Source organism: Variovorax endophyticus, from assembly GCF_025376855.1.
GTDB lineage: Bacteria > Pseudomonadota > Gammaproteobacteria > Burkholderiales > Burkholderiaceae_C > Variovorax.
In genome coordinates this window covers 67119-93596 of sequence record NZ_JAHUTH010000009.1, presented here as the reverse complement: position 1 = coordinate 93596, position 26478 = coordinate 67119, and the positions used below count along the sequence as shown (strand labels likewise).

The following is a 26478-nucleotide window of genomic DNA, read 5'->3' as shown; positions in this document are numbered from 1 at the left end:
TACCTACGATAAAGTGCGGTACTTACCAAAATGTCAGTATTGGAGAAGGCATGGCAGCGAAGAAGCCCTACGTCTGCGGCATCGGCCCCGCGTTCGAAGTCATCGGCGGGAAATGGAAAGCGCTGATCCTCTGGGAGCTGCACCTGCAGCCGCGCCGCTTCGGCGAGCTGCGGCGCATGCTGCCGGGCATCAGCGAGAAGATGCTGATCCAGCAGCTGCGCGAGCTCGAGACCGACGGCGTGGTCGCGCGCGAGGTGTTCCACGAGGTGCCGCCGCGCGTCGAGTATTCGGAGACCAAGCTGGGTGCCACGCTCAACGCGGCGCTCGGCCCGCTCGCCGATTGGGGCGACCGCTACGCCAAGCGCGTGGAGGCGGCGCGCAAGCAGTCGGAAGCGGCCAGGCAGGGCTGATGGAGATCGGATGACAACGACGCTGAACGACCCGGCGCGCCGCAACGCGCTGGCCACGATGATCGCGATGGCACTGCCATGGGGCAGCGCGCGCGCCGACGAGGGCTGCTCGGTCCGCGCCGCCTATGCCGGCCCGCCGCAGCGCTCCGCGCCCGACGCCATCTGGCAGCGCGACTTCGGCCGCGCGATCGACGGCGAGCTGCCCGCCGACCTGCAGAAGAGCCTCGGCGATGCGCTCGACAAAATGCTGCAGCACGTGCCGGCCGCGAGCGTGGCGGTCGCGCTCCCCGGCGAAGGCAGCTGGCGGGCAACCCGCGGCCTGGCGCGCACCGAGCCGCGCGAGCCGGTCCGGCCCGACCAGGGCTTCCAGGTCGCGAGCACCGCCAAGACGCTGACCGCCACGATCGTGCTGCAGCTCGTGGAGGAACGCCGGCTCGCGCTCGGCGACAGCATCGAGCGCTGGTTCCCCGAGGCGCCCAACGCCGGGCTCGTCACCATCGAGCACCTGCTGCGCCACACCAGCGGCCTCGTGAGCTTCAATGCGCTGCCCGACTTCGGCACGAAGTACCGGCCACCCGCGGAGATCATCGCCATGGGCCTCGCGCAGAAACCGCAGTTCTGCCCCGGCACGAACTGGAGCTACAGCAACACCGGCTACGCGATGCTCGGCGCCATCGTCGAACGGCTCGAGGGCGCGTCCTTCGAGCAGGTGCTGGCGAAGCGGCTGGTCGGCCCGCTCGCGCTCACGCACACCACGATGCGCCGGCCCGGCGTCGAACTGCCCGTCGTCAGCGGCCACGCGGGCGGCCGGCCGGTCGAGGCACCCGACCAGTACGCCACGCCCTATGCCGCGGGCGCGCTGGCCTCGACCGCGGGCGACCTCGTGCGCTTCTGGCATGCGCTGCTCGGCGGCCGGGTGCTGCCGCCGGCCACGGTGCGGCGCATGTTCGGCGACATGCCCGCGATGCTCGGCCCCTACAGCGGCGGCAATGCCTCGTACGGCATGGGCGTGCAGCTCTACGACGTGCCCGACGGGCCGGGCCTGATGCTGGGCCACAGCGGCGGCATCGAGGGCTTCACGAGCGTGGTCGCCTACGTGCCGGCCGACGACCTCTACATCGCCGTGTCCTTCAACGAGAAGAAGGTGCCGGCCGAGGCCGGCCTGTGGTCGCTGCTGCGCGCGGTGCGGGCCTGGCGCGTGCTGCGCTGACCGCCCCGGGGTCAGGCCGCCCAGTTCGTCTGGATCTCGGTCTTCACCTCGGTCATGAGCTTGTGCACCGGGCACTTGCCCGCCACGCGCAGCAGCTCGTCGCGCTGCGCATCGGTGAGGTTGCCGCTCACGCGCAACGTCGAGTCGAGCCGGTAGATGCCCTTGCGCTCCTCGCTGTCGTCGCGGTCGACCACGACCTCGATGTCCTCGACCGGGATGCCCTTGCGGCGCGCGTAGATCAGCACGGTGAGCGCCTTGCAGGCGGCCAGCGAGGCGTCGTAGAGGTCGTGCGGCTCGGGGCCCTCGTCGTTGCCGCCGCCAGCGGGCGAGGCATCGACCGCGATCTCGTGGTTGCGGATCTTGAGGATGTGGCGCGTGCCGGTGGTGCCGTCGCGGCGGATCGAGATGCTCATGGCGGTGTCCTTGGGGGGGAGTAGAGGTTCAGGAAAGCAGCGGCTTCACGTAGAGGATGGTCGTGAAGCCGCTGTGCCATTCGAGGTCGGGATAGCGGTCGGCCTCGCGATAGCCGAGCGCGAGGTAGAAGCCCTGGCTCGCGGTGTTGAAGGTGTCGGTCTCGAGCCGCGCGAGCTCGATGCCGTCGGCGCGCATGCCCGCTTCGGCGAAGGCCATGAGCGCGCGCGCGATGCCCTTGCGCCGATGCGCCGCGGGCACGTGCAGCGCCTGCACGAAGTCGCGCTGCCAATGGACCATGCCGACCACCTCGCCGCCGATCTCGGCGACGAAGAACTCGGGCCCCATCTCGTCGATGTAACCCACGGGCTCGCCGCTCTCGCGGTAGCCGCGCGCGGCCTCGGGCGTGAGCTGCGGCAGCCAGGTGCTCGCGAAGGTGTCGTCGAGGATGGCCTTGACGGCGTCGAAGTCGTCGAGGCGCCAGGGGCGGATGGTGATCGGGTCGGGGGACATGGGCCGGCGATGGTAGCCGTGCCTTCAGCGGTCGGTGGCGAGCATCAGGGTTTCCTTGATCTCCTCCATGACCACGTAGCTGTGCGACTCGGCCGCCACCGGCAGCTTCTTGAGGATGTCGCCGAGCAGGTGGCGGTATTCGCTCATGCCGCTCAGGCGCGCCTTCACGAGATAGTCGAAGCTGCCCGACACGAGGTGGCATTCGAGCACCTCGGGCATGTGCAGCAGCTCCTGCCTGACCTTGTCGAACACGTCGCCCGACTTGGCCGAGAGCTTGATCTCGACGAACACCAAGAGCGTCTTGCCCAGCGCCTCGGGCGACACGCGCGCGTGGTAGCCGCTGATGACGCCGTCGCGCTCCATGCGCTTGACGCGCTCGGCGCAGGGCGAGGCCGAGAGGCCGATGCGCTCGGCCAGTTCGGTCATGGAAATGCGGCCCTGGCGCTGCAGCAGGTCGAGGATCTTGCGGTCGATTCGGTCGAGCTCGGGCACTTTCACTCCGCGCGGCGCATAGGAAGGTTCTACACAGGGGATTCCACTGCCGAACGCATGAAAACAGTGGAATCCACTTCATTCTGACGCATAAATTCTCGGTATTCCATTCGAATCAGCGGATACACCATGAAAGTCATCGTTCTGGGCGGCGGCGTGATCGGCACCACCACGGCCTACTACCTCGCGCGCTCGGGCGCCGACGTCACCCTGCTCGACCGGCAGGCCGGTCCGGCCGAGGAAACCAGCTTCGGCAACGCGGGCCAGGTGTCGCCCGGCTACTCCACGCCCTGGGCCGCGCCCGGCATTCCGCTGAAGGCGATCAAGTGGATGTTCCAGAAGCATGCGCCGCTGTCGATCCGCCCCGACGGCACGCTGTTCCAGCTGCGCTGGATGGCGCAGATGCTGCGCAACTGCTCGCCCGAGCGCTATGCGATCAACAAAGAACGCATGATGCGGGTGGCCGAGTACAGCCGCGGCTGCCTGCAGGCGCTGCGCGCCGAGACTGGCCTGCAGTACGAGCACCGCACCGGCGGCACCCTGCAGCTGTTCCGCACGCAGGCGCAGCTCGACGCGGTGCAGCGCGACATCGCGGTGCTCGAGGAATGCGGCGTGCCCTACGAACTGCTCGACCGCGATGCGCTGGCACGCGTCGAACCCGCGCTGGCCGGCGCGCGCGACCGCCTCACGGGCGGCCTGCGGCTGCCGAACGACGAGACCGGCGACTGCCACCTGTTCACGCGCGGCCTGGCCGAGATCGCGCGCGGCCTGGGCGTGGACTTCCGCTTCGGCCAGGGCATCGAGGCGCTCGAGACCGAGGGCGGCCGCATCAGCGGCGTGCGCACCACGGCCGGCAAGGTGCTCACGGCCGACCGCTACGTGATGGCCTTCGGCAGCTACTCGCGCGCGGCCATCGCCTCGCTGGGCCTCGACATTCCCGTCTACCCGGTCAAGGGCTATTCGCTCACGGTGCCGCTGATCGACGAATCGCTGGCGCCGCAATCGACCGTGCTCGACGAGACCTACAAGGTGGCCGTCACGCGCTTCGACAACCGCATCCGCGTGGGCGGCATGGCCGAGCTCTCGGGCTTCGACCTGCGCCTGAACCCGCAGCGCCGCGCCACGCTCGAGAAGGTGGTGAGCGACCTGTTCCCGGGCGGCGACCTGCCGCGCGCCAGCTTCTGGACCGGCCTGCGCCCGATGACGCCCGACAGCACCCCGATCGTCGGCGCCACGCGCTACCCTAACCTGTTCCTCAACACCGGCCACGGCACCCTGGGCTGGACCATGGCCTGCGGCTCGGGCAAGCTGATCTCCGACATCGTGACCGGCCAGCGGCCCGAGATCCGCACCGACGGGCTCGCGATGGACCGCTACGAGCAGGGGTCGCAGCGTATGCCTCAACCGCGCCCGGCCTCTGCGACGGCCTGAGAAAGCGGACTTCCGGACGCAGAGGACGCGAAGGTTTCGCGAAGGGCGCAAAACAATTCAATAAAAAATTGGTTTTCCTTTCGCGTCCTCTGCGAAACCTTCGCGTCCTCTGCGTCCGGCTGCCCGATCCCGTTTTTCAGGCGGCCTTCGCAACCGTCACGCCGCTGTCCATCCCCCGGTACACCTCGGCCTCGCCATGCCGCGCGAGCAGCTGCATCAGGTGCTTGCGGATCAGCATGCCCGGGCGATCCGACTCCATCGAGTACTCGACGCCGCGCCGGCGCGTGTCGACCAGCGCATCGGGATCGGTCGACTCGAGGATGTCCTTGTCCTCGCGCGTGATCTCCTCGTCGAAGGCGATCAGCATCGAGGCCGGGCAGTCGGCCTCGGTGTCGTTGCGGAACAGCCATTGGCACAGCTGCATGCGGTGGTCGTCGATCGGCGTGAAGCAGTTGATGATGATGTGGCGGATGCCGCTCGGGTACTCGATGTCGAGGCGGCGCGAGAACGGCATGAAGTAGGCATTGCGCATGTGGCGCGTGGTGATGGGATCGCTCACGCCGCTGATCGCATGGAATTTCGCGGGATTGGTCGCCTCGATGACGGTCTCCGCGTGGAAGCCCGCCTCGTTCTCCACCAGCTCGTACTTGCTCGGTTTCGGGCTCGCGGCCACGCCGAAGGTGGCGCGGTGCACGAAGCTGAAGTGCGAGTTGTCGAAGGAGTTCTCGAGCGCGCGCAGCGGACTGGTCCGCCACTCCTCGTGGAACTGGAAGATGGTGCGGTAGCCGGGATCGTCGAACTCGGGAATGGCCGGGATGTCGGCGATCGGCTCCTCGAGCGCGACCCAGGCATAGCCATGGCGCGCGGCGCAGCGGTAGGCCGTGGTGCGGTAGTCGGGCGGGATCGGTCGCTCCGCCTCGTACTGCGGGATGCGGATGACCTGGCCGCCGCGGTCGTAGGTCCAGCCGTGGTAGCCGCACTGGATCGCGCCCTGCCCACAGGCCTGGCCCGCGCCGTCGACGCACCAGCCCTTGGAAAGCTTCGCGGTGCGGTGGCAGCAGCGGTCGCGCAGCGCGGCCGGCTGGCCTTCTGCGTCGAGGAAGAGAACGATGTCCTCGCCGAGCAGCCGGAAGGGCCTGGGCCCCTGGGCCAGGTCGGCGAGCGGCATGACGGCATGCCAGAACTTGCGGAAGACGGGTTGACGGGTGACGAGCATGCGTGGGACTCCTTCTGCGTTGCATGTCCGCGCACGACCAGCGATGCGCGGGGACGAACCTGAAAGAGCAATTTCCCGTCGCGGCCGGCTTCGCCAGGGGGTGGGACGAAGGCCGGTGGACTGAACGCTTCTACTCTGCGCCTTGCCCGATGCAAGTTGCGCGCCCGCATTGTGTCGCGCGGGCGATCCATCGTGCGCAATGCCCGAGCGCGCCGCCTTGGCATGCGGCATGCATTCCACGCCGCCGAGAGTAGAAGCGTTCAGCGGCAGATGCACCATCGAAGTGCGCCGCCCGGAAATTGCTCTTGCAGCGCCCGCGCCATGGCCCGCCGTTCAGGCGGTCATGATGCGGTCACCAGGACATCCGATCCGAGACAAACGAAACTGCCGCCCCGCCGCGGCGAACGCACGCCCTCTTTCCACGCATGAACTTCAGCGACACCCCATCCCCCTCCTTCCCCGCCGAAACCGCGCTCGACGAACGCGACGGCCGCTACCTGCGCAAGGCCATCGTCTGGTCGCACCTCGCGCGCCGGCGCGGCAACCGGCCCTTCGGTTCCGTCATCGTCTCGGCCGCGGGCGAGGTGATCGCCGAGGCCTACAACAACACCGGCGAGACCGGCGACTGCACCGGCCATGCCGAGACCAACGCGATCCGCGCGCTCGCGGGCCGCGGCATCTCGCGCGAGGAACTGGCCGGCGCCACGCTCTATGCCTCGGGCGAGCCCTGCGTGATGTGCGCGGGCGCGATCTTCTGGTCGAACATCGGCCGCGTGGTGTTCGGCATCGACGCCGAGCGGCTGCGCGTGTTCCGCGGCGAGCGGCAGGACCAGCGCGATGCCGAGCTGTCGTGCCGCGACGTGTTCCGCGTCTCGCCGCACCCGATCGAATGCATCGGCCCGGCGCTGGTCGACGAGGCCAGCGCCGCGCACGACGGCGCCTGGAAGAGCTGACGCGGCACATAGACTCCCCGCATGCCCTGGCACGCCCGCCTCCATCTTTCCTACCGCCACGAAGCCGACCGCACCGTCGCCCGCTTCCGCCACGACGGCCCGCTGCGCATCCTTCAGAGCCTCTACCCCGAGGGCGATGCCGTCTGCCACAACGTGCTGGTGCATCCGCCGGGCGGGCTGGTGGGCGGCGACACGCTCGAGATCGAGGTCGAGGCCGCCGCCGGCAGCCATGGCCTGGTGACCACGCCCGGCGCCTCGCGCTTCTACCGCAGCGAGGGCGAGCGCGCGGTGCAGCGCACCCGGCTGCGGCTGGCGGCCGGCGCGCGGCTCGAATGGCTTCCGCTCGAGGCCATCTGCTACAGCGGCTGCGTGGCCGAGAACCGCATCGCCATCGAGGCCGAACCCGGCGCGGAGATGATCGGCTGGGACGTGGCGGCGCTGGGCCTGCCGCATGCGCACCAGCCCTTCGAGCGCGGCAGCCTGCTGCAGCACATCGAGGCGCCCGGCGTATGGCTCGAGCGCGGCCGCATCGACGCGGCCGACCAGAGGCTGCTGCAAAGCCCGCTGGGCCTGGGCGGCCACCGCTGCCTGGCCTCGCTGTTCTACGTGGCGGGGACGCCGGCCGCGCGCGCCCGGCGCGAGGCACTGCTCGCGCTCGCACGCGAACGCATCGAGGCCCAGGGCCTGGCCGGCAGCGCCGGCGCCACCAGCCCGCATGCCGAGGTGGTGGTGCTGCGCGTGCTCGCGCCGGTGGTCGAACCCGCGATGCGGCTGCTGCGCCAGGTGTGGCAGGACTGGCGCGCCGAGCTCTGGTCGCTGCCGGCCGCCACGCCGCGCATCTGGTCGACCTGAAGACCCCCGCCGCGGCGGCGGCGCTAAGGCTTTCGGCTACAGTCCCGCACCTCCCGCCTCACGACCCGCCGCCAGAGTGACCCTCCGAAAATCCGCTCGCAGCCTGGTCGTGCGCCTCCTCGTGATGGGGCTGGTGATGGCGATCATCGGCACCGCCGCCAGCTACATCCAGCTCAGCCGCTTCCTGCGCGAGGACCTGACGCAGTCGGTGGCCTCGCAGCAGACCGCGCTGGCCGCCTACGTGGCGCGCGACGTCGACAACTACCTGGTGGAGCGCCTTGCCTTCCTCGAGCGGCTGGCGCAGGCCGTGCCGCCCGAGCTGCTGGCGCAGCCCGCGCCGCTGCACGCCTGGCTCGCGGAGCGCGGCGCGCTGAACCCGCTGTTCCCGCTCGGCCTGGCGCTCGCCACGCCCGATGGCAGGCGGCTCGACCAGGACGGGCAGTTTTCGACCGAGGCGCTGGAATTCGCCGCCGCGCGCGCCGGCCGGCGCGCGGTGGGCCGGGCGCAGGCGACGGCGGCGCATCACGCGGCCCTGCCCATGGCCGTGCCGCTGCGCGACGGCAGCGGCGAGGTGGTGGCCGTGCTGCTCGGCACCGCCGACCTCACGGCCGACGGCCTGCTCGACCACCTGCTGGAAGGCCGCGTGGGCCAGGCCGGCGGCATCCTCGTGATCTCGCCGCGCGACCGGCTCTTCGTCGCCTCGACCGACGCGACGATGATGCTGACCCCCACGCCGCCCGACGGCGTGAACCCGCTGCACGACCGCGCGATGGCGGGCTACCGCGGCAGCGGCACGACGCGCAACGCCCGCGGCATCGACGAGATCTCGGCCATCGCCTCGGTGCCGACGGCCGGCTGGTTCGTGGTCGCGCGGCTGCCGGTGGCGGAGGCGCTCGCGCCGGTGGCGCGCATGCAGGCCTTCATCCTGCGGCAGCGCGCGCCGGCCGTGACGATGGTGCTGATCGTGATCGGCCTGATCATGGCCTGGCTGCTGCGCCCGCTGCTGCGTGCCGCCGACCAGGCCGACCGCATGACGCGCGGCGAGCTGCCGCTGGCGCCGCTGCGCGTGGTGCGCGACGACGAGATCGGCCACCTGACGCAGGCCTTCAACCGGCTGCTGGCCAAGCTGGTCGACAACCAGCAGGCGCTGGCACGGCTGGCCCACCACGACACGCTGACCGGCCTGCCCAACCGCAAGCTGCTCGACGAGCGGTTGCAGCAGGCGCTGGCCCATGCCGCGCGCCACGGGCAGCCGGTGGCGGTGCTCTACCTCGATCTCGACGGCTTCAAGCAGCTCAACGACACCCTGGGCCACGAGGCCGGCGACCTCGCGCTGCGCGAGATCGCGCGCCGGCTGCAGGCGCTGGTGCGGCAGACGGACACCGTGGCGCGCATCGGCGGCGACGAGTTCGTGCTGCTCGCCACCGGCCTCGTGGAGCCCGCGGAACAGGGCGCGCAGGTGCTGGCGCAGCGCTGCATCGCGGCGATCGCCGAGCCGCTGCAGCTGGCACGCGCGCGCACGCTGATCGGCGTGTCGGTGGGCATCGCGCTGGGCCGTGGCGGCGAGACGCCGCGCGACCTGCTCGCGGCCGCCGACCAGGCGATGTACCGCGCCAAGCAGGACGGCCACGCCGTGCCCGCGGCGCGCTGAACGCGCCCGCGCCGCTCAGCCCCGGGTTCAGCCCGCCGCGTCGGTGCGCGGCAGCCGCAGGTGCTTCTTCAGGTGCTCGAACACCTGCCGCGTGACCGGGTTCACCACATGGCTGCGCACGTAGAGGTGGTAGGCCAGGTCGGGCAGCCGCGGCATGCCGTCGCCCACGCCGAGCACGCGCAGGCCCGCGTCGAGCTGCTCCACGCCGCGCGCCGTCACGCCCAGGCCCGCGCGCAGCGCCGCCTTGATGCCGATCAGGCTCGAGGAGGTGTAGCGCGGCGTCCAGGGCACGCCGGCCGCGTCGAGCGCCTCGTGGCCGATGCGCCGGAAGATGCTGGGCCCGTCGGCCATGATCAGCGGCACCGGCTTCGCCGGGTCGTGCACGTAGCCCGCGGCGCACAGCCACACGGTCGGCGAGTTGCGCAGCACCACGCCCTCGAACTGGGTGTCGATGCGGTTCGAGATGATCATGTCGACCTCGCCACGCTTGAGCGAAGTCATGAGGTAGGGGCTGCGCGCCACGTGGATGTCGAGCTGCAGCAGCGGCGAGGTGCGCGCCACCTCGGTCAGCAGCAGCGGCAGCATGGTCTCGGCCACGTCGTGCGGCGCGCCGATGCGCAGGTTGCCCTCGAGCTGGCCCTCGCGCAGGCTGCGCAGCGCCTCGTCGTTGAGCGCCAGCAGGTGGTGCGCGTAGTTGAGCAGGCGCTGGCCGTGCTCGGTCAGCCGCTTCTGCCGGCCCTGCCTGGCGAACAGCGGGTGGCCGATCTGCTCCTCGAGCCGCTGCATCTGCTGCGTGACCGCGGACTGCGTGCGGTCCAGGTGCACCGCCGCGGCGGCGAAGCTGCGATGGGTGACGACGGCGGCGAGCGTGCGCAGCAGTTCGAGGTCGAGCGTGGGCATTCATTAATTTTATTGATGTGTTTTGCGCCCGTGCTGGATTGTTCGGCGCCGCCGGGCTCACTACAGTGGCTGCACAGAAATCGGGCAGCCCCACAGGAGAAACCGCATGAGCACCGCATCCGTTCCACGCAGCGAAGCCGTCGAGACGGCCATCGCCAGCATGAAGACATCCATCGCCAACGGTGAACCGACGCGCGAGAAGCTGGCCGAGGTGCTCGAAGCGCTGCAGGGCCTGGCCGCCCGCACCGAGTACTGGCAGGCCGGCGACTACCCGCCGCCCGAGCCCGGCGAGCACCAGGCGCGCTACCTGATCGCCGAGGACGCCGACCAGAGCTACGCGCTCTATCTCAACGTGATGCGCCCGGGCAAGCGCATCGTGCCGCACAACCATACGACCTGGGCCTGCATCGCCGCGGTGGAAGGCACCGAGCACAACCGCGTCTACCGGCGGCTGGACGACGGCTCGGTGCCCGGCGTGGGCCGGCTCGAGGAGACCGCGCTGGTGGTGGTCGCGCCCGGCGCCGGCATCGCGCTGATGCCCGAGGACATCCACTCGGTGGAGATCCAGGGCGAGCAGACCATCCGCCACCTGCACATGTACGGCCGCGCGCTCGAGACGCTGGACCGCCGCACCGCCTACGACCTCGCGGCCGGCACCTGCCAGACCATGGGCATCGGCGTGCAGACGCGGCGCTGAACCGGCTCCCCCGCTTTCTTCCTTTTCGCTTTCCCCATGACCTCCATCGACCCGAAGACCCTCAAGCGCTGGCTGCACGACGGCGGCGAGATCGCGCTGCTCGACGTGCGCGAGCACGGCCAGTACGGCGAGTCGCACCTGTTCCTCGGCGTGCCGCTGCCCTTCAGCCGGCTCGAGCTCGATGCGCCGCGCCTGCTGCCGCGCCGCGGCGTGCGCGTCGTGACCTATGACGGGGGCGACGAAGAGAGCCGGGGCGTCGCTCATCGCGCCGCCGAACGCCTGCGGGCGCTCGGCTACGGCGACGTGCACGTGCTCGAAGGCGGCACGCGCGCCTGGCAGGCCGCGGGCCATGCGCTGTTCGCGGGCGTGAACCTGCCCTCGAAGACCTTCGGCGAACTGGCCGAGGAGGCCTACCATACGCCGCGCATCGGCGCCGACGAACTCGCCGCCATGCTCGCGCGCCGCGACGACGTGGTGGTGCTCGACGGCCGGCCCGTGAGCGAGTTCTTCAAGATGAACATCCCGGGCGCGACCTGCTGCCCCAACGGCGAACTCGCCTACCGCGTGCGCCGGCTCGTGCCCGATGAGCGCACGACCATCGTCGTCAACTGCGCGGGCCGCACGCGCAGCATCATCGGCGCGCAGACGCTGATCAACCTCGGCGTTCCGAACCCGGTCTATGCGCTGGAGAACGGCACGCAGGGCTGGTACCTGGCCGACCATGCGCTCGCGCACGGCGGCACCGAGCGCTATGCCGACGACAGCGGCAATTGCGAGCTGCGCGGCGCCGCGCAGGCGCTGGCCGCGCGCTTCGGCGCGCCCACGGTCGATGCGCGCACGGTGCGCGACTGGGCCGGCGACGCGGGCCGCAGCCTGTTCCTGTGCGACGTGCGCACGCCCGAGGAATTCGCGGCCGGCAGCCTGCCCGGCGCGCAGCACACGCCGGGCGGGCAACTGCTGCAGGCGGCCGACCAGTACCTGGGCGTGCGCGGCGCGCGGCTGGTGCTGTTCGACAGCGACGGCGTGCGCGCGCCCACGGTCGCGAGCTGGCTGCGCCAGATGGGCCACGACGCGAGCGTGCTCGAGGGCGGGCTCGCGAGCGGGCTGGCGCTCGAGGCAGTGACCGCACCCGCGCCGAAGCCGCTCGTCACGATCGATGCGCGCGCGCTGTCGGCGCGCATCGAGAGCGGCGAGGTCGCGCTGGTCGACCTGCGCCCGGGCATGGCATTCCGCGCCGGCCACATCGCGGGCGCGCGCTGGTCGATCCGGCCGCGGCTGGCCGACGACCTGCGCGGCGAAACGCGCCAGTTGGTGCTGGTGGCCGACGATCCGGCGCTCGCCGCCTGGGCCGTCGCCTCCGAGCTCGCGGACCACGCGGCGCCGCTGCTGCTCGAGGGCGACATGGCCGCATGGCGCGCCGCCGGGCTGCCGCTCGAGGCCACGCCCGCGCTGCCCAGCGATGCCGACTGCATCGACTACCTGTTCTTCGTGCACGACCGCCACGACGGCAACAAGGAGGCCGCGCGCCGCTACCTCGCCTGGGAGACCGGCCTGGTCGCGCAGCTCGACGCGCAGGAGCGCGCCGCCTTCCGATTGCCGGGCGCGCCGCACGCGTAGCCCTCGCCCCCGTTCCTCGCCAGTCCACGGACCGCGGCTTCGCGCCACGGTCCGGCCTTCGCTCGTCCTCGTTCGTTCCGTCCAGGAGTTCACCATGTCGACTGCATCCGGCCTTTCCCCGCACCGTCCGTCCCGCATGCGCCGCGCGCGCTGGCTGCTCGCCGCGGCCTGGAGCGCCACGCTCGTGCTGCAGGGCGCGGCGGCCGACCCGCTGCCCGCGCGCAACGGCTACCCCACGCAGCCGATCCGCTTCGTCTCGCCGTTCCCTCCAGGCGGCGGCAACGACGCCACCGCGCGCCTGGTGACCACGCGCCTGGCCGAGATCACGGGCCAGCCGGCCGTGGTCGACAACCGCGGCGGCGCGGGCGGCAACATCGGCGCCAAGGCGGTGGCCGATGCCAGGGCCGACGGCTACACCGTGCTGACCTCGCAGGTCTCGATCATGGCGGTGAACCCCGCGCTGTACGCGGCGCCGGGCTTCGACCCGGTCAAGAACTTCGTGCCGATCACGCAGATCAACGCGGCGCCGCTCGCGCTGGTGGTGGAGGCGAACTCGCCGCTCAAGTCCTTCGCCGACCTGGCCGCGAAGGCCAAGGCCAGTCCCGGCAAGCTCACCTATGCCACGCCGGGCAACGGCACGCTCTCGCACCTGGTCGGCGTGGTGCTGCAGAAGGACAACGGCGTCGACATGACGCACGTGCCCTACAAGGGCGCCGGCCCCGCGCTCACCGACCTGCTCGGCGGCCAGGTCGACGTGCTCGTGACCTCCACCGCCTCGGTCGCTGGCATGGTGCAAAGCGGCAAGCTGCGCGTGCTGGCCGTGACCAGCCCGCGCCGCATCGGCGTGTTCGCGAAGGCGCCCACGCTCGAGGAGCTCGGCTATGCCAATGCGCGCTTCGAGGACTGGTACGGCTTCTTCGCGCCGGCCGGCACGCCGCCCGAGCGCGTGGCCTATCTCAACGAGGCGATCGTGCGCACCCTGCACCTGCCCGAGGTGAACAGGCAGGTGACCGACGGCGGCAGCGAGGTGGTCGCGAACACACCCGAGGCCTTCGCGGCGCAGCTCAGGCAGGACATCGAACGCTGGTCGCGCATCGTGAAGCTGTCGGGCGCGCGCGCCGACTAGCATCGGCGAACGCCTCCACGTCAGAGAAGAAGCCCATGCCCGCCTCGCCCACCGATCCCTCCGGCCTGTCCCTCGAAACCCGCATCGCCCACCTCGGCAAGCACCCGGCCCATGCGGGCGGCGCGCCGGTCAACCCGCCGCTGGTGCGCGCCAGCACGGTGGTGTTCGACAGCGTGGCCGCGATGCGCGACGCCCGCGCGCGGCGCGGCGAGGAGCGCGTCTTCAGCTACGGCGCGCGCGGCACGCCCACCACCTTCGCGCTCGAGGATGCGGTGAGCGAGCTCGAGGGCGGCTACCGCACGCGGCTCTTTCCCACCGGCCTCGCGGCCATCGGCATGGTGCTGCTGTCCTACCTCAAGCCGGGCGACCACGTGCTGATGTCCGACAGCGTCTACGAGCCGGCGCGCCAGCTGGTGCATTCCTTCCTCGATCCCTACGGCATCCGCTGCAGCTTCTTCGCGGCCGACGGCAGCGGCATCGAAGCGCTGTTCGAGCCCGCCACGCGGCTGGTCTACGCCGAGTGCCCGGGCTCGCTGGTCTACGAGATGTGCGACCTGCCGAAGCTGGCCGCGCTCGCGCATGCGCGCGGCGCGCTGCTGGCGGCCGACAACACCTGGGGCTCGGGCCTGCAGTACCGCCCGCTCGCGCTCGGCGCCGACATCTCGCTGATGGCCGCCACCAAGTACCTCTCGGGCCACTCCGACGTGATGATGGGCACGGTGGCGACCACGCGCGAGGCCTGGCGCGCGCTCAACGAGCGCTGCGACGCCTTCGGCATGACCGTGAGCCCCGACGACGCCTGGCTGGTGCTGCGCGGCATCCGCACGCTGTCGGCGCGGCTGCGCCTGCACGAGCAGCATGCGCTCGAGGTCGCGCACTGGCTGCAGGCGCGGCCCGAGGTCGCGACCGTGTTCTGCCCCGCGCTGCCCACGCACCCCGGGCACGATCTCTGGCGGCGCGACTGCAGCGGCACCAACGGGTTGCTGTCCTTCGAGCTGCGGCCGGAGATTGCGCCGGCCGCGGTCGAGCGGCTGGTCGATGCGCTCTCGCTGTTCGGGCGCGGCTCGTCCTGGGGCGGCTACGAGAGCCTGGTGGCCTGGGCCAACATGCGCGCGGCGCGCAGCGTGAGCGACTGGAGCGCGCGCGGCGCGGTGGTGCGGCTGCACGTCGGGCTCGAGGCGCCGGCCGACCTGGTGGCCGACCTCGGCCGCGGCTTCGCGGCCGCCGGAGCCGGCGAGGCCGCCTGAGGGCGCCGGGCCGCGTTCCCGCGCCCAGGCGGGCCGATCGGCTTTGTCAGCATCTGTTTCCTTTCCGCGGCTTCGGCGGCGCGGAACAGGGCCGCGAGAGCGCCGCCCGCACCCCGGCAGCCACCGCCGGTCACCAGGACGTGAAAAAAGCCCCTGCTCCGGGCAACAATTAGTGACCTTTTCTTAAGGCCAAAGGTTACATTCAGGCTCCAGCGCAGCGCACACCTGCCATGAACCGGATCGGCTTCTCCCCACGCACCCCTTTCCCGCCGGAAAGCACGCGCTCGCGCCCGGCGAGCTTCATCCCCTGGCTGATCGCGGTCCAGCTCTTCGTGCTCGTGCCGATGCTGGCCTTCAGCGTCTACGTCACCACCCGCATGGGCGACCAGGCAGAGGCCCGCGAGCGCCAGTTGCTGCTCGACAAGGCCAACAGCACCGCCGCCGCGATGGCGCGCGAGGCCGACCGGCTGCGCGCCGACGTCCACCAGCTCGCCGCCGTGCCGCGCTCGGGCCAGCGCTTCGAGGTACAGGGCCCGGGCGAAGCCTCGCCCGCGCTCCATGCCGTCTACCGTCCCGATGGCACGCCGTGGCTGGCCGATGTACCGGCCGCGCTCGTCGGCCTGCGACCCGAGGGTTTCGGCGTGGTGCTGCGCGAACAGATCTGGCCCGAGGGCTGGGTTGCCTCGCTGGTCGACGCCAGCGGCAAGGTGGTCGCGCGCTCGCGCGACGAGGACCGCTATCTCGGCCACCACGCCACGCCCCAGCTGCGGCAGAAGATCGCCGGCGCCGACCGCAGCGTCAGCAGCACCCTCACGCTCGACGGCCTGAAGGTGCTCTCCACCATCGCGCCGGTGCCCGGCACGGCCTGGTGGGTCGCGGTCGGCGTGCCCGAGGACACCCTGACCCGCAGTGCCCGCAACCCGCTGGCCTCGCTGCTCGGCATGGGCAGCTGCCTGGTCGTGCTCGGCCTGGCGGCCTCGGCGCTGATCGCGCGCCGGCTCAACCGCGAATTCCGGCCCGCTTCGATGGACGTGCCCGACGTGGTGGTACCCACCGCCACCGCGCGCGCGCTCACCGTGCCCGGCCCCGCGGCCGAGGCCATGCCGAAGACCGGCGTGGCCGCCGAAATGGCGCCCGCGCCCGACGACATGGCGCGCGACGACATCACCGGCCTGCCGCTGCCCGAGGTCTTCCTCGCCCAGGTGCGGCAGGCCCGCACCGTGGCCGAGAACAGCCCCGGCTTCCTCTGGTGCGCGATCAGCGTCGAGCTCGGCGGCCTCGCCGCGGCACGCGACCGCCTCGGCGAGGAAGCGGCCGAACGGCTGCTGCAGGCCTTCGTCGGCCGCATGCGCCGCTCGGTGCGTCCCGGCGACGCCTGCGGGCGCATCGACGCCGACACCTTCGTCATCGTGCTGACCGGCCCGCGCGACGGGCTGGCGCAGGCCGCAGAGCGCGTCGGCTCCTCGCTGGTGCGCGGCGCGCGGGCGCTCGGCCACGGGCTGGACTGCAAGGTCGGCTTCGCCATCGGCGACCCGGCGCGACCGGTCACGGCGGTGCTCGAACAGGCCGCCCATGCGCGGCAGGAAGCCCGCATCGACGGCGCCAGTGCCACGCGCTGGTTCAACGTCATCGCCTGAGCCTCCCGGCCTCCTACGGCCGCCGCCATCGCCTCGTGCGATCATGCCCCGCCGCGCACGGCGGCTTTTGATCCAGGAGGTATCCGGTTTTGGTTTCGACAGGCAGGAACTGGCGCATGCGCGCCGCACCGCTCGTGGCCCTGACGATGGCGCTGGCCATCGCGGGCTGTTCCACCCCATCCCCGGGCAGCGCGCCCGTCGAGAAGAGCGATGCGCGCGGTCCCGGCAACTACGTGGTGCAGCCGGGCGACACCCTGTACCGCATCGCCTCGAAGACCGGCCGCCGGATGCAGGACATCTCGCGCTGGAACGGCATCGACGACCCGGACAAGCTCGAGGTCGGCCAGGTGCTGCGCATCGTGCCGCCGGGCGGCGCGTCGGAGCCGCCGCGCACCGCGGGCGGCGAGCGCGAACCCTCGAAGCGGCCCGTGCCGCCGGCACCGCGCGAATCGGGCCCGCCGCCCTCGCGCGTCGGCACCGGCGACTGGGCCTGGCCCGCGCCGGGCCCGGTGATCGCGGGTTTCAACGGCGGCAGCAACAAGGGCGTCGACATCGCCGGCAAGCTCGGCGAGCCGGTGGTCGCCGCGGCCAGGGGCGTGGTCACGGTCAGCGAGACCCTGCGCGGCTACGGCAACGTGCTCATGATCGACCACGGCGGCTCGCGCATGTCGGTCTACACCCACCTGCGCAGCGCCCTGGTGAAGAAGGGCCAGACCGTGCAGAAGGGCCAGCAGATCGCCGAGATGGGCAATACCGACGCCGACCGGGTCAAGCTGCATTTCGAGGTCCGCGTGGGCGGGCGCGCGGTCGATCCGCGTTCATTCCTGGCCGACGGACGATAAATTCCGCCGCCGGAATAGGGTGGCGGGCTCGAATTGGGATTGCCGGTCGCGCACCGGACTTGGGCATCCGGGTATTCCAGTGCGAGTTCTTTGCGGTCGTCCAATTGCAGCCTCGACGGCCGGCGGCGAATCCCGCGCGATGCGGTGAAGTCGAATTCATTCACCGACCGGCACGGAAGCCTGCCAGCCCGAATCCCCAATTCCCAAAAAGGAATCCGGGATTCCGCTTCCCGATCAGATAAAGTCGGCGGGCCGGATTCGATGCCGGCACGGATTGGCGATGGGCCAAACCGGATGCCTTTTTTGTAGACCACCTGTCTGCGACTCGTCCTGATTTCGATCTTGCGACAATTGCTGACAACGAAAAATGCGTTCGCGGCCTAATCTCGCCAGCTCTCCTCTCCTCACTCAAATACAAAGCATCTCCATGGCCAAGACATTCCAACAGGTCCAGAAGCAAATCGAACAACTCCAGAAAGAAGCCGATCAGCTTCGCAAGAAGGAAGCCGACGGCGTCCTCGAGCGCATCCGCGAAGCCATCGAGGTGTATGGCTTCACGGCCGCCGAATTGGGTTTCGGCCGCTCGCCCGGCCGTCCCGCCGCCACGGCGAAACCCGCCGCGCGCCAGGGCCGCAAGGGTCGCAAGGCCGCCGGCAATGCGCCCAAGTTCAGGGACGACCAGGGCAATGTGTGGAGCGGCCGCGGTCCGCGTCCCGGCTGGTTCAAGGCCGCGCTCGAAGCCGGCAAGTCGCCCGACGAACTGCTCGCGAAATAAGGCGACGGACTTCGAGAGGCGCCGCTACCACCGGTGCGCCATCCCGAAACCCGCCTTTGGCGCTTTCGAATTGCACATGCGGCCCTCGAGGCCGCATGTCTTTTTGGGGCGGCCGAATTGCGCCGCCGGGCTATCGCCCCAGGGGCCGCAATCCCTCCACCAGCAGCACCACCGCATCCGCGCCGGCCTTGCGGTCGCGCGCAATCGCCGCATAGCCGGGATCGTTCTGGAATGCGCGCGCGGCCTCCTTGTCAGCGAATTGCATCACCACCACCTTGTCGCGCTGCCATCCGCCTTCGAGGATTTCGGGCGCTTCGTCGGCCACGAGCAATTGCGCGTCGAAGCGCGCGAACACGGCCGGGAATGCGCGTTGATAACGCCGGTAGGCCTCGAGGTCGTTGAAGGCGAGTTGCGCAATGATGTAGGCGGGCATCTTCGGAATGTCTCCTGTGTCGCTTCGGTCTTTGATGGGCGATGCAGCGACGATCGGATCCATTCGCGGTCGCCGGCCGCATCGCCTCCAGTATCCATTCGCGAAAAGCCGAAACGCGCGTCCCATTGCGTGCATCGGCAATAGGCCGAAAGGCGGACCACCGAGCGAAGAGTCCCGGCAGCGGGGAAGCGTTATGAAATGGCGCGCGGCGTCGCCGACGGCAGTTCGCCGAACAGCGCCTTGTAGCGCTGCGAGAAATGGCTCAATTGATGGAACCCCTGCGCCTCGGCCGCCTGCGACACGCTGCATTGCGCGGCCGAGGTGGCCAGCAGGCGGCCGCGCACCGCATTGAGCCGCAGGCTGCGCAGGTAATGCACGGGCGTCGTGTCGGCCATCTGCCGGAAGCCGTTCTGCAGGCTGCGCCGGCTGGTGCGCAGGCGCCGGCACAGCGCCTCGATGTCGGGCGGCGCGGCGCCGCTGGCGGCCACGATGCGATGGCACTCCGAGACGATGAAGCTCGCCGAGCTGCCCGCCACGCCCGGTGGGGCACCGGCCGCCCCCTCGAGCACGGCATGCAATGCCTCGAAGGCGATGCGCGCGGCGGCTTCCTCGTGCGCGGTATCGCCGCCCTGCACCAGCCCCAGCAAGGCGTGCCGCATGCGCGCCACGGCTTCGGCCGGCGCGCGCAGCACCGGCTGCGACAGCAGGCGCAGCGCCTGCGGCGGCAGGGGCCGCGCATCGAGCAGGCGGCGGAACTGCTCGGCCTCGAAGGTCACGGCCAGCAGTTCCATGCCGCGCGGACGCTGCAAGGTGAAGTCCTCGCCGGCGCGCAGCAGGAACAGGCTGTGGTCCTCGAGCGCGCGGCCCTGCACGCGCGGAATGCCCGCGCCCTGGCCATTGCCGACCGCGAAGCACAGCCGTCCCGCCGGCAGGCAGCCCTGCTGCACGACGCGCTCGCTCATCCACTTGCGGAACACGTGCACCCCGCCCGACACGGCTTCGGCCAGCGTGCTGCGCATCACGCCCTGCGACAGCTGCAGGTAGCGCTGCTGCCACTCGGGCGCGGAAGCACCATGCAGGTGGAAGTCGTCGTACAGGTCGAGGGTGATGGCCATGCGTCGGCAAGGGGCGGTGGGACGCCAGCGTACGCCGGCCCGCGCATTTTGCCGATTTGGGTTAACGAGCGTTCGACCTCCCGCCGCACACTGCCGGCCTCTTCACACAGGGCAGCCCCATGACCGAGGAACAGACCCAACAAGCCCTTCTGGGCGACTGGACCAGCATCGCGACCGAAGTCCGGCCCAGCGCCGCGAAGAATGCCGACGGCACGCTCAAGCCCTTCTACCTGAAGCGCGCCTTCAAGGCCCTGCCCGACGACCGCTTCGAGCTCGCCATCGTCAACTCGGCCGACCCGAACGGCGCCGTGCCGCTCGCGCGCATCCTCATCAAGGGCCACATGCTGTGGCGCGGCGCGCACCCGATCACGGCCGGTGCGCAGAAGGTGGACTTCGTGGCCGACGAGGCCTACGAGGTCACGCCGCTGATCCAGGGCTTCGCCGACCTGCTGAACCAGGTGGCGAGCCAGGGCTATGCGAAGTGGGAGCTCAACGGCACGCAGAGCGTGTTCGGCAAGAGCTTCGCGCCCTTCGGCCTGGCGGCGGGCCGCCATTTCATGGAGTACGACCTCGTCCACCTGCGCGGCGACATGCTGTTCTGGGGCGCGCGCCACATCGACGGCCGCGGCTTCGACACCGAGCAGAACCGGCCGACCAACCTGCAGATCCCGCTGGTGCGCCCCTGATCAGCGCGCGAGCGTGGCCTCGATGAAGGCCACGGCGCGCGCCAGTCCCTGCTCGGCGCGCATGCGCTCGCCGAGTTCGCGCGCCCGCGAGCGCACCGCCTCGTCGTCGGTCCAGGCGATGCCGCGCGCCAGGTCCTGCGCCGTGAGCCGCGTGCCGGCCACCGCCTCGGGTGCCACGCCGGCGCGCGCGAGCTGGTGGGCCCAGAAGAACTGGTCGCCCGCGAACGGCACCACCACCGAGGGCACGCCGGCACGCGCCGCCGAATGCGCGGTGCCCGAGCCGCCGTGGTGCACCACCGCTGCCATGCGCGCGAACAGCCAGTCGTGCGGCACGTCGCCCACCACGTGGAAGTTGGCCGGCAGCCCCTGCAGCGCCATGCCGCTCCAGCCCGGGTTGAACACGGTGCGCCGGCCCGCCATCGCCTCGACCAGCATCGCGCGCATGCGCACCGCATCGAAGCCCGTCATGCTGCCGAAGCCCAGGTAGACCGGCGCCTCGCCCGCCTCCAGAAAAGCCTGCAGCGCCGCGGGCACCTGCCAAGCGCTGGCGGGCGGCATCCACTGCCCGAAGGCGACCGCGTTGGCGGGCCAGTCGGCTGGGCGCGGCAGCAGGCTCGGCGAGAAGCCGTAGAGCATCGGGTGCCCGTCCCACATCTTGCCGCGTGCCGGCAGGCCGCGGACCTCGGCGCGCGCCGCATTGATCGCCGGGCGGAAGGCACGCCACAGCATCGCGTTGACGAAGCGATGACTGGTGCGGTGCAGCCAGCGCGGCACCTTCGCCGGCGGCACGAAGGGCGTGGCGAAATCGCGCGTGGGCGTGAGCGGGAACATGCCCGCGCCGATCACCGGCACGCGCAGCGCGTCGCCGGCCGAGAGCCCGACGAAGGCCGCGAGCCCCGCCGACACGATGGCATCGCAATCGCGTGCCGCCTCGACGGTCTGCCGCAGCCAGGCCGCGGCATTGGCGTTGGCGATGGCCGCGAGCGCCTTCGCGGCCGCGCCCGGGTTGTGGCTCTGCGCGACCACGTTGGCGATCGCGCCGCTCGCGCCCAGCGCGCCCTGAATGTCGCCGGCCAGCGCCTGCGAACGCACGCCCAGGCGCTGCGCGGCGCCGAGCGTGGAGGCATCGGCCAGCAGCAAGGTCGAATGGCCGGCCGCGTCGAGCGCATGGCACAGCGCGGCGAGCGGACGCGCATCGCCCTCGGTGCCGTAGGTGACGACCGCGATCCTCATGCGCGCTTCCTCCTCGCGGCCTTGGCGCCCGCGCGCGTGCCGTCGACGAAGACCTCGACGATCGCCGCGAACTCCTCGCCCAGTTCCAGGCCCGGCAGCGTGAGCCAGCGCATCAGCGCGCCGAAGTACAGGTGGTGCAGCAGCTGCGCGAGATGATCGGGCGCGAGGTCGGCGCGCAGGCTACCCTCCTGCTGCGCATCGCGGATCAGCAGCGCGAACAGCCCGATCAGGTCGCGCGGCCGGCCCTCGGGATCGCCGCCGCCGTCGAGCTCGCTCTCGATGTTGAGGAAGCGAAAGCGGAAGTAGTCGAGCAGGTAGGCACGATGGCGCCGCGACCACTCGGCCGAGGCCTCGAGCAGCCGCACGAGCCGCGCCTCGAAACCGCCGGGCGCGCCGACCAGTTCGGCCAGCCGCGCGGTGTCGGCCGCGAGCTCGAGGTGGATCCAGTGCGCGAGCACCGCCTCCTTGGTCGCGAAGTGGTTGTAGAGCGTGCCCTTGGCCACGTCGGCCCGCAGCGCGATCTGCTCCATCGTGGTGGCGTCGTAGCCCTGGGTCTCGAACAGCCGCATGGCGGTGGTCGCCACGTGGTCGAGCGTCTGCGCGCGCCGCCGCTCGCGGCGGCCGGGGATCTCCGGGACTGGCAAGGCGAAACCTTCAAAGTTGAACGTCGTCCAAGTTTATACGACATTCAAAATCGAACGGCATTCAATTCCCGTCGAAACGAGGCGGCTGCGTGGCCGCCCTCCCCTCACCAGGCGTAGCCCGCCTGCACCCGCGTCGCGATGTGGCTGCCGCTGCCGCCGCTGGTGGCGGTGGACACGCCGAGCCCGAGGTTGAGGTTCTCGCTCACCTGGTAGCCGAAGGCGAAGCCGATCGCCGATGCGCCCGCGTAGTTGCCCACGGCCGCGCCCATCCACTTCTTGCCGGCGGCGAGCGCCGGCATCGCCGGCATCGCGAGCGAGGCCGCCACGCCGCGCGCGGCGAAGGCATTGGACTGCTGCACCGCGCCGCTCACGGCCTGCTGCAGCTGGTTGACGTTGACCGCGTCGGTGCCCAGCAGGCCCGGCGCCACGTTGGCGATCGCGCGCAGCTGGCCGGTGGCCGCGTTGCCCACCGACACCGTGTTGTCGCGATCGGCGACCGAGCCCTGGCCCAGTGCCACCGAGTTGCTGCCCGAGGCCAGCGTGTTGGCGCCGAGCGCGACCGCGTTGTTGCCCGTCGCCACCGCGTTGTTGCCGACCGCGGTGGTGGGGTCGGCCAGCGCCCGCGCGCCCGCGCCGATCGCCACCGAACCCTTGTGCTCGGCGCGCGCACCGTTGCCGATGGCGGTCGTGTCTTCGCCGATCGCCTGCGCGTTCGTGCCCATCGAGGTGCTGCCGGCGCCGCTGGACACCGAGCCGCTGCCGCAGGCCACCGCGCCCGAGGCGTTCATCGAGCACACGCCGCTGGCCAGCGCCTGGTTCATCAGCGCCTGCAGCGCCGTGACCTGCTGCACCGTGAAGTTGTTCGCCGAGCTGACCGCGCTCTGCTGCGCCTGCTGCACCTGGCCCACATTGGCCGCGTCGGTCGCGTTCTGGCCCGCCGCGACGTTGGCGATGGTGGTGCCCGCGCCGCCATTGGCATTGAGCTGCAGCGAGGTGCCGCCTGTGCCGTACTGCGCCGAGTTCTGCGCCAGGCCCAGTGCCGAATTGGCGGTGCCCTGCGCGGCCGTCGCGGTGCCCTGTGCCGCGTTGGCGGTGGTCTGCGCGGTGGCGGCCGCGCCCTGGGCGGCCGTGGCGGTCGTCTGCGCGGCATTGGCCGTGGTCTGTGCCGCGGCGGCGGCGGCCTGCGCGGCCGTGCCCGTGGCCTGCGCGGCGGCAGCGGCCGTCTGTGCTGCCGTGGCCGTGCCTTGCGCCGTATTCGCCGCTGTCGACGCAGCATTGGCCGTGGTCTGCGCGGCAGCGGCCGCCGTCTGCGCTGCCGTGGCCGTGCCCTGCGCCGTGGTCGCCGCCGTCGATGCGGCATTGGCCGTGGTTTGCGCGGCAGCGGCCGCCGTCTGCGCTGCCGTGGCCGTGCCTTGCGCCGTGCCCGCCGCCGTCGACGCGGCATCCGCCGTGGTCTGCGCGGCGGCAGCGGCCGTCTGCGCCGCCGTCGCGGTGCCCTGCGCGGCGCTGGCCGCCGCCGACGCACTGTTCGCCGTCTGCTGCACGCCGTGGAGCTGGCTGCCGTTGACCGCATCGGTGCTGGTGGCCGTCACCGCGCCCGCGCTCACGTTGACCAGCCCGCGCGTCTGGCCGGCCGATCCGAACGAGACCGTGTTGGCATCGGTCGCGACCGAGTTCGCGCCGATCGCCACGCTGCCGTTCGCGCCGCTCGCCACCTGGCTGCCGCTGCCCAGCGCCACGCTGCCCGCGGCCTGGGCCGAGGCACCGGCCGATCCATTGCCCGCGCCGCCGATCGCGGTGCTCGCGGCGCCCGATGCGACCGCGCCCGAGCGCGTGCCGTCGGCGCTGCCGAGTGCGATCGCGCCCGTGGCGGAGGCTTGCGCGCCATTGCCGCCCGATGGCGCGGTACCGCCGCAGCACCCTTCGGCACCATTGCCGCCCGCACCCAATGCGATCGCCCCGCTGCCGGCTGCCGTGGCGCCGCCACCGCCCGCGCCACCGTGGCCGCCGGCCACGCCCAGGCCGCCGTTGCCGCCGCCGCCGATGGCCATGGCGCCTTGACCGCCCGTTGCCGTGGCACCGCTACCGCCTGTGCCACCGGTTCCCCCTGAATTGGCCTCGCCACCATGGCCGCCGCCGCCAATGGCCATGGTTCCTTGGCCGCCAGCCGCCGAGGCTCCTCTGCCGCCCGCGCCACCGGTTCCCCCTGCGGACTCGCCGCCGTTGCCGCCTCCGCCTATGGCCGTGGCGCCCTGGTCACCAGCCAAGGCCCCTTGGCCGCCCGCTCCACCGGCTCCCCCGGCGGCCTGGCCGCCATTGCCGCCGCCGCCAACGGCCGTGGCGCCGCCCCCGGTCACGCTCGCGCCCGAACCGCCCACGCCACCTGTTCCGCCAGCGAAGGCATCGCCGCCACGCCCGCCCGCGCCCATCGCGGAGCCGCCGGCGGCGGTCGTGCTCGCGCCCGAGCCACCGGAGCCGCCCGTGCCGGTCGAATTCGCATTGCCGCCGCTCCCTCCCGCGCCGATCGCGGAGCCTCCCGCGACGGTGGTGCTCGCGCCCGAACCGCCAGCGCCGCCGGTCGCGCCCGAACTCGCATTGCCGCCGTTGCCGCCCCCGCCGATCGCCGTTGCACCGCCGGCGGCCTGCGCCGCCGCCCCGCCGCCGCCGCCCGAGCCGCCCGAATCGCTGGTGCCGCCATTGCCGACACCGCCGCCGCTGAAGCCCGCGGCAAAGCTGCCGCCAGCCATGAGCAGCGCCGCGAGCGGCACCGCGCGCAGCAGGCGCCGCATGGACGATGGGCCACTCGGAATGGAGCGAGGAATGGTGCGCACGGCGCGAAGGGGTGCTTGCATGGTGTCTCTGACGCGTTGAAAAAACGCAACGGAGTGTGTCCTCACGGTCCTCGTGCAGCCATCCCCGAAAACAAGTAAATCGCTCCTAGAATCGGCGTCGGCGTCTTCCACGCCTCCCGTCCGCGGAAAGGGCTGCGCCCAGGTTTCATCCCCCATCGCATGCCCATGCGACTCCCGGCCAGACAGCGGACACGGCCGACACTGGAGTTCGTATGTCCAACGCCCCTCGCGACCCCCATCGCGCCTCGGCCCGCAGCGGCCACATCAACCTCGAGCAGCAGCGCAAGCGCGCCAAGGAATTGCTCGCGCGGCTCACCGATGGCAGCGCCGCCGCGCCACCGTCCCTTCCTTCGCGCCGGAGCGCTTCGGCACCACGGCTGGCCGACGCCCAATGGCTGATCGCGCGCGAACTCGGCTTCGCGAGCTGGCCCCGGCTCAAGGCCCATGTCGACGCGGTCGATTTCGCCGCGGCGCATCCGGGCTTCGTGGCCGACGACGAGGCCGGCACCCGGCACTGGCGCTGCGGCAACGACATCGCCCACACCCTGCGGCTCGCCGGTTTCCGCGGCGCCTTCCACATGTTCGCGGACCCGCTGTGCATGGGCCCGGTGCCCGAGCAGCCCGAGGCCGCCTTCATCGAGACGCGCAGCGCCTTCGTCGCCCGGACCTTCGGCCTGCCGCCCGACGATGCACGCGGCCGCATGCGCGGCGAATACGAAGCGCTCGCGAACCTGCCCGATGCCGGCCGCGCCGTGCTCTGGTGCGAAGCCGATGCCTACGACCAGCTGTTCCTGATCGCCGTGCTCGCGCGGCTCGAGCGCCTGCCCGCGAAGCTCGAGCTGATCGAGATCGATCGCGTGCCCGGCGTCGACCGCTTCATCGGCATCGGCCAGCTCGCACCCGCCGTGCTGGCCTGGCTGTGGCCGCGCCGCAGGCCCATCGATGCGCCCGCGCTCGAACTCGCGCGCAACGCATGGCGTGCCTACCGCGCGTCCTCGCCCGAGGCCTGGGCCGACATCGCGCATGGCAAGACGCCCGCCCTGCCCTTCCTCGCGCCCGCGTTGCGGCGGCAGTTGCAGGAACTGCCCTCGCTGCGCGACGGCCTCTCGCTGACCGAGCGCCTGGTGCTCCAGACCATCGACGAGCACGACCGACCCGCGTTCGGCCAGGTCTATGCCGAACTCAACGAGCATCGCGAGCCGCTGCCCTTTCTCGGCGACCTGATGTTCCATGCGCTCGTGCGTCCCTTGATCGACGCGGCCGAGCCGCTGATCGTGGAATCCGAGGCACAGCGCGACTGGCCCCGGCGCCCGCTCGAGCTCACGACACTGGGCCGGCGCGTGCTCGCGGGCGAGAGGTACTGGATCGACCATGCGAGCCACGAACGCTGGATCGGCGGCGTGCGCATCGAGCCCCGCAAAGCGCACTGGGCGATCGACGATGCACTGCGCCCCGTGTGGCGCGGCGAGCCTCGCTGAGTCCGCGGCGCGCGGGGTGCTTTGCTACCCTGCGCGCTTCATCTCACCCGAGCGCCC

At 71.6% G+C, this 26478-nt stretch carries 25 protein-coding genes; 15 read left to right on the top strand and 10 right to left on the bottom strand.

The features are described 5' to 3' along the window. Positions 1-50 precede the first annotated feature (50 nt). Together KV106_RS13880 and KV106_RS13875 are read left to right on the top strand one after the other, a co-directional pair. Complete coding sequence (locus tag KV106_RS13880; RefSeq protein ID WP_057591576.1) at positions 51-410, top strand: winged helix-turn-helix transcriptional regulator; 360 nt, start codon at positions 51-53, stop codon at positions 408-410. Between the two features lie 10 nt (positions 411-420). Further along, a complete protein-coding gene (locus KV106_RS13875) occupies positions 421-1620 on the top strand; it encodes a serine hydrolase domain-containing protein (RefSeq protein WP_261210753.1) in 1200 nt (399 codons plus the stop codon). 11 nt (positions 1621-1631) lie between these two features. Here KV106_RS13875 and KV106_RS13870 read toward each other — a convergent pair whose 3' ends face one another. The 3 genes from KV106_RS13870 to KV106_RS13860 are packed head-to-tail and all read right to left on the bottom strand — an operon-like array spanning position 1632 to position 3036. Continuing rightward, complete coding sequence (locus KV106_RS13870) at positions 1632-2033, bottom strand: OsmC family protein (protein ID WP_057591578.1); 402 nt, start codon at positions 2031-2033, stop codon at positions 1632-1634. A 28-nt stretch (positions 2034-2061) separates the two neighbouring features. Continuing rightward, on the bottom strand, positions 2062-2544 hold the full coding sequence (locus KV106_RS13865; protein WP_261210752.1) for a GNAT family N-acetyltransferase: 483 nt from the start codon (positions 2542-2544) through the stop codon (positions 2062-2064). A 24-nt stretch (positions 2545-2568) separates the two neighbouring features. Further along, positions 2569-3036 carry a winged helix-turn-helix transcriptional regulator gene (locus KV106_RS13860; protein WP_057591580.1) on the bottom strand — a complete coding sequence of 156 codons (468 nt, stop codon included), beginning with the start codon at positions 3034-3036 and terminating at the stop codon, positions 2569-2571. A gap of 129 nt (positions 3037-3165) precedes the next feature. Here KV106_RS13860 and KV106_RS13855 point away from each other — a divergent pair, with 129 nt between their 5' ends. Then, a complete protein-coding gene (locus tag KV106_RS13855) occupies positions 3166-4467 on the top strand; it encodes a D-amino acid dehydrogenase (protein WP_261210751.1) in 1302 nt (433 codons plus the stop codon). Between the two features lie 136 nt (positions 4468-4603). Here KV106_RS13855 and KV106_RS13850 read toward each other — a convergent pair whose 3' ends face one another. Further along, positions 4604-5683, bottom strand: a complete 1080-nt coding sequence (locus KV106_RS13850) for an aromatic ring-hydroxylating dioxygenase subunit alpha (RefSeq protein ID WP_261210750.1) — start codon at positions 5681-5683, stop codon at positions 4604-4606. 425 nt (positions 5684-6108) lie between these two features. Between KV106_RS13850 and KV106_RS13845 the strand changes: the two genes are divergently transcribed. From KV106_RS13845 to KV106_RS13835, 3 genes are all read left to right on the top strand, one after another. Next, the gene (locus tag KV106_RS13845) at positions 6109-6636 is read left to right on the top strand and encodes a nucleoside deaminase (RefSeq protein WP_057591583.1); all 528 of its coding nucleotides are present in this window, start codon (positions 6109-6111) and stop codon (positions 6634-6636) included. A 21-nt stretch (positions 6637-6657) separates the two neighbouring features. Then, a complete protein-coding gene (locus KV106_RS13840) occupies positions 6658-7488 on the top strand; it encodes an urease accessory protein UreD (RefSeq protein ID WP_057591584.1) in 831 nt (276 codons plus the stop codon). Positions 7489-7564: 76 nt separating this feature from the next. Then, positions 7565-9139, top strand: coding sequence for a GGDEF domain-containing protein (locus KV106_RS13835; protein ID WP_314733639.1), 1575 nt, complete (start codon positions 7565-7567; stop codon positions 9137-9139). 27 nt (positions 9140-9166) lie between these two features. Here the strand turns inward: KV106_RS13835 and KV106_RS13830 are convergent, their stop codons facing one another. After that, positions 9167-10039, bottom strand: coding sequence for a LysR substrate-binding domain-containing protein (locus KV106_RS13830; RefSeq protein ID WP_261210749.1), 873 nt, complete (start codon positions 10037-10039; stop codon positions 9167-9169). Between the two features lie 106 nt (positions 10040-10145). Between KV106_RS13830 and KV106_RS13825 the strand changes: the two genes are divergently transcribed. The 7 genes from KV106_RS13825 (at position 10146) to KV106_RS13795 (ending at position 17980) form a co-directional block, all read left to right on the top strand. Then, entirely contained in the window at positions 10146-10736 is a 591-nt protein-coding gene (locus KV106_RS13825; RefSeq protein WP_261210748.1) for a cysteine dioxygenase family protein, read from the top strand. A gap of 36 nt (positions 10737-10772) precedes the next feature. Beyond that, the gene (locus KV106_RS13820) at positions 10773-12353 is read left to right on the top strand and encodes a rhodanese-like domain-containing protein (protein WP_261210747.1); all 1581 of its coding nucleotides are present in this window, start codon (positions 10773-10775) and stop codon (positions 12351-12353) included. A 94-nt stretch (positions 12354-12447) separates the two neighbouring features. Next, on the top strand, positions 12448-13479 hold the full coding sequence (locus KV106_RS13815; protein ID WP_261210746.1) for a Bug family tripartite tricarboxylate transporter substrate binding protein: 1032 nt from the start codon (positions 12448-12450) through the stop codon (positions 13477-13479). Between the two features lie 35 nt (positions 13480-13514). Further along, complete coding sequence (gene metC, locus KV106_RS13810) at positions 13515-14726, top strand: cystathionine beta-lyase (RefSeq protein ID WP_261210745.1); 1212 nt, start codon at positions 13515-13517, stop codon at positions 14724-14726. A gap of 230 nt (positions 14727-14956) precedes the next feature. Then, the gene (locus KV106_RS13805; protein ID WP_261210744.1) at positions 14957-16363 is read left to right on the top strand and encodes a sensor domain-containing diguanylate cyclase; all 1407 of its coding nucleotides are present in this window, start codon (positions 14957-14959) and stop codon (positions 16361-16363) included. Positions 16364-16479: 116 nt separating this feature from the next. Next, positions 16480-17205, top strand: a complete 726-nt coding sequence (locus tag KV106_RS13800) for a peptidoglycan DD-metalloendopeptidase family protein (RefSeq protein ID WP_261210743.1) — start codon at positions 16480-16482, stop codon at positions 17203-17205. Positions 17206-17632: 427 nt separating this feature from the next. Next, positions 17633-17980: an H-NS histone family protein gene (locus KV106_RS13795; RefSeq protein ID WP_057591593.1), complete on the top strand. Its 348-nt coding sequence runs from the start codon at positions 17633-17635 to the stop codon at positions 17978-17980. Positions 17981-18110: 130 nt separating this feature from the next. Here KV106_RS13795 and KV106_RS13790 read toward each other — a convergent pair whose 3' ends face one another. Further along, on the bottom strand, positions 18111-18476 hold the full coding sequence (locus tag KV106_RS13790; RefSeq protein WP_261210742.1) for a DUF1330 domain-containing protein: 366 nt from the start codon (positions 18474-18476) through the stop codon (positions 18111-18113). Positions 18477-18604: 128 nt separating this feature from the next. Continuing rightward, positions 18605-19528, bottom strand: coding sequence for a helix-turn-helix domain-containing protein (locus KV106_RS13785; RefSeq protein WP_261210741.1), 924 nt, complete (start codon positions 19526-19528; stop codon positions 18605-18607). Positions 19529-19647: 119 nt separating this feature from the next. On the opposite strand from KV106_RS13785, the gene KV106_RS13780 reads away from it, so the two are divergent. Next, a complete protein-coding gene (locus KV106_RS13780) occupies positions 19648-20214 on the top strand; it encodes a hypothetical protein (protein ID WP_261210740.1) in 567 nt (188 codons plus the stop codon). On the opposite strand, the gene KV106_RS13775 is transcribed toward KV106_RS13780, so the two are convergent. The 3 genes from KV106_RS13775 to KV106_RS13765 all read right to left on the bottom strand — a co-directional run bounded on the left by KV106_RS13775 (position 20215) and on the right by KV106_RS13765 (position 24943). Next, positions 20215-21447 (bottom strand): glycosyltransferase, encoded by a 1233-nt coding sequence (locus KV106_RS13775; protein WP_261210739.1) that lies wholly within the window; start codon positions 21445-21447, stop codon positions 20215-20217. Next, entirely contained in the window at positions 21444-22091 is a 648-nt protein-coding gene (locus tag KV106_RS13770) for a TetR/AcrR family transcriptional regulator (RefSeq protein WP_261210738.1), read from the bottom strand. Before KV106_RS13770 ends, KV106_RS13775 begins: the two co-directional genes overlap by 4 nt. A 104-nt stretch (positions 22092-22195) precedes the next feature. Further along, positions 22196-24943, bottom strand: a complete 2748-nt coding sequence (locus tag KV106_RS13765; protein WP_261210737.1) for a YadA family autotransporter adhesin — start codon at positions 24941-24943, stop codon at positions 22196-22198. 212 nt (positions 24944-25155) lie between these two features. On the opposite strand from KV106_RS13765, the gene KV106_RS13760 reads away from it, so the two are divergent. Beyond that, on the top strand, positions 25156-26421 hold the full coding sequence (locus KV106_RS13760) for a DUF1835 domain-containing protein (RefSeq protein WP_261210736.1): 1266 nt from the start codon (positions 25156-25158) through the stop codon (positions 26419-26421). Positions 26422-26478 lie beyond the last annotated feature (57 nt).

Coding starts and splice junctions, on each gene's coding strand:
- KV106_RS13880 (WP_057591576.1), top strand. CDS start 51: ATGGCAGCGAAGAAGCCCTACGTCTGCGGCATCGGCCCCGCGTTCGAA.
- KV106_RS13875 (WP_261210753.1), top strand. CDS start 421: ATGACAACGACGCTGAACGACCCGGCGCGCCGCAACGCGCTGGCCACG.
- KV106_RS13870 (WP_057591578.1), bottom strand. CDS start 2,033: ATGAGCATCTCGATCCGCCGCGACGGCACCACCGGCACGCGCCACATC.
- KV106_RS13865 (WP_261210752.1), bottom strand. CDS start 2,544: ATGTCCCCCGACCCGATCACCATCCGCCCCTGGCGCCTCGACGACTTC.
- KV106_RS13855 (WP_261210751.1), top strand. CDS start 3,166: ATGAAAGTCATCGTTCTGGGCGGCGGCGTGATCGGCACCACCACGGCC.
- KV106_RS13850 (WP_261210750.1), bottom strand. CDS start 5,683: ATGCTCGTCACCCGTCAACCCGTCTTCCGCAAGTTCTGGCATGCCGTC.
- KV106_RS13845 (WP_057591583.1), top strand. CDS start 6,109: ATGAACTTCAGCGACACCCCATCCCCCTCCTTCCCCGCCGAAACCGCG.
- KV106_RS13840 (WP_057591584.1), top strand. CDS start 6,658: ATGCCCTGGCACGCCCGCCTCCATCTTTCCTACCGCCACGAAGCCGAC.
- KV106_RS13830 (WP_261210749.1), bottom strand. CDS start 10,039: ATGCCCACGCTCGACCTCGAACTGCTGCGCACGCTCGCCGCCGTCGTC.
- KV106_RS13825 (WP_261210748.1), top strand. CDS start 10,146: ATGAGCACCGCATCCGTTCCACGCAGCGAAGCCGTCGAGACGGCCATC.
- KV106_RS13820 (WP_261210747.1), top strand. CDS start 10,773: ATGACCTCCATCGACCCGAAGACCCTCAAGCGCTGGCTGCACGACGGC.
- KV106_RS13815 (WP_261210746.1), top strand. CDS start 12,448: ATGTCGACTGCATCCGGCCTTTCCCCGCACCGTCCGTCCCGCATGCGC.
- metC (WP_261210745.1), top strand. CDS start 13,515: ATGCCCGCCTCGCCCACCGATCCCTCCGGCCTGTCCCTCGAAACCCGC.
- KV106_RS13805 (WP_261210744.1), top strand. CDS start 14,957: ATGAACCGGATCGGCTTCTCCCCACGCACCCCTTTCCCGCCGGAAAGC.
- KV106_RS13800 (WP_261210743.1), top strand. CDS start 16,480: ATGCGCGCCGCACCGCTCGTGGCCCTGACGATGGCGCTGGCCATCGCG.
- KV106_RS13795 (WP_057591593.1), top strand. CDS start 17,633: ATGGCCAAGACATTCCAACAGGTCCAGAAGCAAATCGAACAACTCCAG.
- KV106_RS13790 (WP_261210742.1), bottom strand. CDS start 18,476: ATGGATCCGATCGTCGCTGCATCGCCCATCAAAGACCGAAGCGACACA.
- KV106_RS13785 (WP_261210741.1), bottom strand. CDS start 19,528: ATGGCCATCACCCTCGACCTGTACGACGACTTCCACCTGCATGGTGCT.
- KV106_RS13780 (WP_261210740.1), top strand. CDS start 19,648: ATGACCGAGGAACAGACCCAACAAGCCCTTCTGGGCGACTGGACCAGC.
- KV106_RS13775 (WP_261210739.1), bottom strand. CDS start 21,447: ATGAGGATCGCGGTCGTCACCTACGGCACCGAGGGCGATGCGCGTCCG.
- KV106_RS13765 (WP_261210737.1), bottom strand. CDS start 24,943: ATGCAAGCACCCCTTCGCGCCGTGCGCACCATTCCTCGCTCCATTCCG.
- KV106_RS13760 (WP_261210736.1), top strand. CDS start 25,156: ATGTCCAACGCCCCTCGCGACCCCCATCGCGCCTCGGCCCGCAGCGGC.